We start from the raw sequence: 5630 nt of genomic DNA, 5'->3' as shown, positions 1-5630 counted from the left end.
GCGCGGCGCCTTCAACCTCATGCGCGCGGCCAGCCGCGGGAGGATGAAGCGCCGCAGCGGCCGCGTCATCAACGTGTCGTCCGTGGTGGGCATCACGGGCAACGCGGGGCAGGCCAACTACGCGGCGTCCAAGGCGGGGCTCATCGGCATGACCAAGTCCGTGGCCAAGGAGCTGGCCGGGCGGGGGGTTCTGGTCAACGCCGTGGCCCCCGGATACATTGAGACCGACATGACGGCCGAGCTGCCCGAGGCCGCGCGCACGGCGCTGATGGCCAGCATCGCGCTGGGGCGGCTGGGCACGCCGGAGGACATCGCACCGGCGGTGCGGTTCCTGGCCGGGCCGGGCGCGTCGTACATCACCGGGCAGGTGCTGGTGGTGGACGGTGGGATGGTGATGTAAGACAGGGAAGGGACGCACGCGGTCTCACGGATGGCGGCGTTCGGTACGCTCAAATCAACCAGGAGCACGTGAAATGGCGGACATCGAGGCGAAGGTCAAGGAGATCATCATCAACGAGCTGGGCGTGGATGCCGAGAAGGTGACGCCCGAGGCCTCGTTCGTGGAGGACCTTGGCGCGGACTCGCTGGACACCGTGGAGCTGGTGATGGCCTTCGAGGAGGAGTTCGGGATGGAGATCCCGGACGAGGAAGCCGAGAAGCTGCGCACCGTGGGTGACGCCATCAACTACATCACCAGCAACGCGGGCCAGAGCTGAGCCGGGACGCACGTCCCGCCGGCCCTGAACCACTTTGTTTCCAGACGGGCCGCCCCCGCGGCGGCCCGGCCCGAGCTTCCCGATCTTCACCGGAGCGGCTGATGAATCGCCGAGTCGTGATCACGGGGACCGGTCTCGTTACGCCCGTCGGGCTGGACGTCCAGGAGACCTGGGCGGCCCTGCTCGACGGGCGTAGCGGCGCCGGGCCCATTACGCAGTTCGACGCGTCCGCGTACCCCGTCCGCTTCGCGGCCGAGGTCAAGGGCTTCGATCCCGCGGCGTACATCGACCGCAAGGAAGTCAAGCGCACCGACCGCTACAGCCAGCTGGCCATCGCCGCGTCCGTGCAGGCCATGCGCGAGGCCGGCCTGGACGAGGGGCTGGGCTCGGTGGACCCCGAGGCGTTCGGGGTGATCGTCGCCAGCGGCATCGGCGGCATCGGCACCTTCGAGGAGCAGCACGGCAGGCTCATGGAGAAGGGCCCCGGCCGGGTGTCGCCCTTCTTCGTCCCGATGTTCATCAGCGACATCGCGGCGGGGCTCGTGAGCATCCGCTACGGCCTCAAGGGCCCCAACTACTGCACGGTGAGCGCCTGCGCCAGCGGCGCGCACGCCATCGGCAACGCGTTTCGCCACATCCGCGCGGGCGACGCGGACCTCATGCTGGCGGGCGGCGCCGAGGCGGCCATCTGCCCCACGGCCATGGCGGGCTTCGCCAACATGACGGCGCTCTCCACCCGCAACGACTCGCCCGAGACGGCCAGCCGGCCGTTCGACAGGACGCGCGACGGCTTCGTGCTGGGCGAGGGCGCGGGGATGGTGGTGCTGGAGGAGCTGGAGCACGCAAAGGCGCGCGGCGCCACCATCATCGCCGAGCTGGTGGGCTACGGCCTCACGGGCGACGCGTACCACATCACGGGGCAGCCCGAGAACCACGAGGGGCTCGCGCGCGCCATGCGCAACGCCCTGCGCGAGGCCGGGGCCGACCCGTCGGAGGTGGACTACGTGAACGCGCACGGCACCAGCACGCCGCTCAACGACAGCAACGAGACGGGCGCCATCAAGCTCGTGCTGGGCGACCACGCGCGGTCGGTGGTGGTGGGCAGCACCAAGAGCATGACGGGCCACCTGCTGGGCGCGGCCGGCGCCATCGAGGGCGTGTTCAGCGCGCTGGCCTGCCGCGAGGGGCGCATTCCTCCGACGATCAACTACAGCGAGCCCGATCCCGAGTGCGACCTGAACTACGGGACGGAGGGCGTGACGGAGCGCCCCGTGCGGCTCGCGCTGAGCAACTCGGCCGGCTTTGGCGGGCACAACGTCTCGCTCGCGATTCGGCGCTACGAGGCGTAAGTACGGCGAACTGCTTTCTCACGCAGAGGGAGCAGAGGCAGCAGAGTACCCCGGTTCCAGCATGGAACCGGGGTTTTCTGCTGCCGGGCGGGCTTTTCCTGCGTTTTCTCACGCAGAGCCGCGGAGGACGCAGAGTACTTCATCGCGCGATCGAAGTACTCTGCGCCTCCGCGGCTCTGCGTGAGAAATCAGTTGGTGTTCATTGATCTTCGGCGAAGCCCAGCTCTTCCCGCGTGAGGTCTTCCTCGTCCACGGGCGCGTCGATCGGCGCGTTCTGCGGGATGCTCTTGCCCATCGCGATCTCCACCAGGCCGAGGAGCGCCTGCTTTCTGCGATCGAAGAACGCAGCGAAGTCATCCGCGCGCATCGTTTCGGGATCGATCAGGTGCGATTCGAGGAGCCGGTTCATTCCCGCATCGTCCAGGCGCACGTTGGGATGGTTCTGCAGCGCCCGCAGGTACTCGGACGGAGCCCGCCCCCCGATCGTCCGATTGGCCTTGTACGAGATCTGCGCCTTGTTCACGATGGAATTGTACACCGCGGGCTTGATCCCCCGCTTCTCGCACCAGATCCGCGGGAAGAGGTGGTGGATATCGAGCGCCACCTCGTCCACGTCCAGGTCCTTCACGCTCGCCTTCCAGAAGAAGTCCTTCGCCCCCTCGCGCAGCACCAGGATGCTCAGCCCCTTGTAGGCCGCCGCGAGACGCGAACGCAGCGTGTCCAGCCGTCCCGGCGAGAACGAGGCCTCGTACACCGTCCGCGGCTCGCTCGCCCCGCCGCCGATCCAGTCGAGTAGATCCTCCACGTCGTTCGCGATCCGCGTTTCCACGGCGCCGCCGTAGAGCTCGCCCAGAACGCCGCACCAGTACCAGCGGGCCAGCTTGTCGTAGATCAGCGGCTCACGCCAGCGGTTTCCCAGCATGGCGAGAACGGCGGCCAGCGGGGCGAGCTGCGTGCGGTACGGGAGGTCGCGCGCGCTGTAGACGTACTCCTGGCGCAGGAACCTGGCTGCCTCCTTGAACGCCCCTTCCACGGCGTCCGCCCACTTCTGGTACGTTTCCAGTTCCAGCGCGAGCACCGCCGCGCGCTTGGCGCTGACGGGAGACGCCGACTTGCCCACCTTGCCCGCCGCGAGGTCCTGCTGGCGCCGCTCGTAGGTGTGAAGCAGCGTGATGGCCTGCAGGAAGTCCGTGGACTCCAGCACGGTGAGCACCGGCTCGCGCCTGAGCCGCTGCAGGCGGCCCTCCTTCTTGCGCAGCTCGCTCCCGAACCAGTCGTCGCGAAGGTTGAAGCCGTCCGCCGCATAGGTGGCGGTCACCAGCTCGAATACGGAGAGGGGCACGCCGCCCGTGTTCACCTTCTCGAACACCAGGCAGACCGCTTCCTTGGAGGTTTCCTTCTTGAGCTCGATCACGGGGAGCTGGTACTCCCGGAACGCGTTGAGCACCTTGCGCCGAAACTGCATGTACACGGCAAAGTGCTCGGGCGCGTGTTCCTGCAGGCTTTCTTCCCACTTGTCGGAGTTCAGGATCTGGTTGCACGGGAAGTACAGCTGGCGGCACTCCAGCTCGAGGGACGAGAGATCCAGGTCCACCGTGCGCCCAAAGTTGCTCTTTTGCTTGCGGTCTTCCTCGATGGCGATGAACGCGTCGTCCAGCGAGCCGTCCTCCAGCGCCTTGCGGATGTCCAGGTAGTAGAACCGCCGGATGGGCTTGCCCTTTTCATCGAACGTCCTGACCGGCTCGTTCAGCATCAGCACCTGCGTCAGGGACGTGAGGCGCTGCTGGCCGTCCAGGATCAGCAGCTCCGGGTCCGGATGCCTTCCCGGGATCTTTACGTTCTCGATGGGCCTCACCTGGAAACGGACGTCCCCACCCGTCTCCAGCAGCATCACCGCCCCCACCGGGAACGACCGGGCAATGCTGACGAGCAGCGAGCGAACGTGGCTGTCGTCCCACACCCATCCACGCTGAAAGTCCGGAAGCTGGATCTTGCCCCGGGTGACGTCCTGGAGGATCGCGGGCAACAACTGCTTCGTGCTGTCGAATGTGCTCATGGTCCTGATGCTGGTTGCGCGGGGAGCGAGTTGCTTTCGGACGGCGTAAGACGGTCCCGTGTCGCGTCCCGGTCGTGTGCCCGGATAGTAGAGGGCCTGGAGGGCGGAGAATTCTCGAGCGCGGCGCGGAGGATGTCGAGCAGGAGCTCGCCGGGGCCGGGGGCGGCGAGGTTCGTGAGCACCGTCACGGAGAGGCTGTCGCCCGGCACGTACGCGTTGTCCGCGCGAAAGCCCTGGATGCCGCCGTTGTGGCGGATCACCGTGTGCCCGTCGATTTCCGTCACCACCACGCCGTAGCCGTAGTTCGACGCGCGCGCGGCGGAATCGGGCGTCGTCATCCGCCGCCACGACGCGGCGCCCACCACGCGGCCGCCCGCCAGCGCACGGTTCCACGCGGCCAGGTCGCCTACCGTGGAGCACAGGCCGCCGGCCGCGTACGGCGCCGTCATGCTCGTGTACTCCGCGTTCACCACGCCCGTGTCCCGCTGCTGGTAGCCGGCCGCGCGGTGGCGGATGAGGGGCGCCACGTCGCAGTAGCGCGTCTCGTTCAGCCCCAGCGGGCGCAGGATCCGCCACTCCAGCGCGTCGGCGTAGCGCTCGCCCGTCACGCGCTCGATCAGCCTCCCCAGCAGCGTGTAGCCGATGTTGCTGTACTTCCACGCCGTCCCCGGCGCGAACTCCAGCGGCTCGTCGCGCACCAGGCCGATCACGCTGTCCGGCGTCAGCGCCTCTTCGCGCAGCCCCAGGCGGAGCCACTCGCGCTCGAAGCCCGGCAGCCCGCCCGTGTGGTTCAGCAGGTGGCGCACGCGGACGCCGCTCCACGCGTCCGGCAGATCCGCCACGTACCTGCCGATGGGATCGTCCAGCGACACGCGGCCCTGCTCCACCAGCTGCAGCACGAGCGCGGCCGTGAACTGCTTGGTGATGCTGCCGATGCGGTACACGGTCCCGGGCGTGGCGGGGACGTCGTTCTCCACGTCCGCCAGGCCGTAGCCCCGGTAGACGAGGGTGTCGCGCCCGCGGAGGACGGCCACGGAGACGCCCGGCGCCCACGTCTCCCGCTGGTACGCGGCCACGAGCGAATCCACCCGCGCGGCCAGGCGGGTGCGCGCGCTCGCCTCATCGCGCCCGCACGCGGCAAGCGGCAGGAGCATGAGGAGCACGATGGATGGAAGCCGGAAGCGGTGCGGAGTCAATTCGCCAGCGGTGGAGAAGGCAGGGTGATGCGGTCCGCCGTCCGGGGACTGAACGGCGGATCCATATTGGGCCGGCACGCCACGGGACGCCAGCCGTCCGCAAACGTGAGAATCCTCTCCATCCACGCAGGTGAACGGGGTGACGCCTAAGGTGTGAGCGGATCGAAGAAAATCCTTGCTCCTCGGTGGATGCAGGAATAATGTGGAGTCACGAAAAGGACGCACCTGGAAGTTTTTCAGGTTTGTAGTTCCGGCTGCGTCGCGCGCACACCACCTGCTCCGGAGGACGTGATGAAAGGTACGCTGGCGAACA

At 68.1% G+C, this 5630-nt stretch carries 5 protein-coding genes; 3 read left to right on the top strand and 2 right to left on the bottom strand.

Annotated features, from left to right (window positions below; genetic code table 11):
- From VFZ20_RS29440 to fabF, 3 genes are all read left to right on the top strand, one after another.
- Window positions 1-400: SDR family oxidoreductase (locus VFZ20_RS29440; RefSeq protein ID WP_329687538.1), on the top strand; the 400-nt coding region annotated here is incomplete at its 5' end.
- A gap of 73 nt (window positions 401-473) precedes the next feature.
- Window positions 474-716 carry an acyl carrier protein gene (locus VFZ20_RS29435; protein WP_329687537.1) on the top strand — a complete coding sequence of 81 codons (243 nt, stop codon included), beginning with the start codon at window positions 474-476 and terminating at the stop codon, window positions 714-716.
- A 101-nt stretch (window positions 717-817) separates the two neighbouring features.
- Entirely contained in the window at window positions 818-2065 is a 1248-nt protein-coding gene (gene fabF, locus VFZ20_RS29430) for a beta-ketoacyl-ACP synthase II (protein WP_329687536.1), read from the top strand.
- A 199-nt stretch (window positions 2066-2264) separates the two neighbouring features.
- On the opposite strand, the gene VFZ20_RS29425 is transcribed toward fabF, so the two are convergent.
- Both VFZ20_RS29425 and VFZ20_RS29420 read right to left on the bottom strand, forming a co-directional pair.
- Window positions 2265-4121 carry a GmrSD restriction endonuclease domain-containing protein gene (locus tag VFZ20_RS29425; RefSeq protein WP_329687535.1) on the bottom strand — a complete coding sequence of 619 codons (1857 nt, stop codon included), beginning with the start codon at window positions 4119-4121 and terminating at the stop codon, window positions 2265-2267.
- Window positions 4118-5275 carry a serine hydrolase domain-containing protein gene (locus tag VFZ20_RS29420; protein WP_329687534.1) on the bottom strand — a complete coding sequence of 386 codons (1158 nt, stop codon included), beginning with the start codon at window positions 5273-5275 and terminating at the stop codon, window positions 4118-4120. Before VFZ20_RS29420 ends, VFZ20_RS29425 begins: the two co-directional genes overlap by 4 nt.
- Window positions 5276-5630 lie beyond the last annotated feature (355 nt).

The organism is Longimicrobium sp. (assembly GCF_036280135.1).
Classification (GTDB): Bacteria; Gemmatimonadota; Gemmatimonadetes; order Longimicrobiales; family Longimicrobiaceae; genus Longimicrobium.
This window is presented reverse-complemented; position numbering and strand designations above follow the sequence as displayed.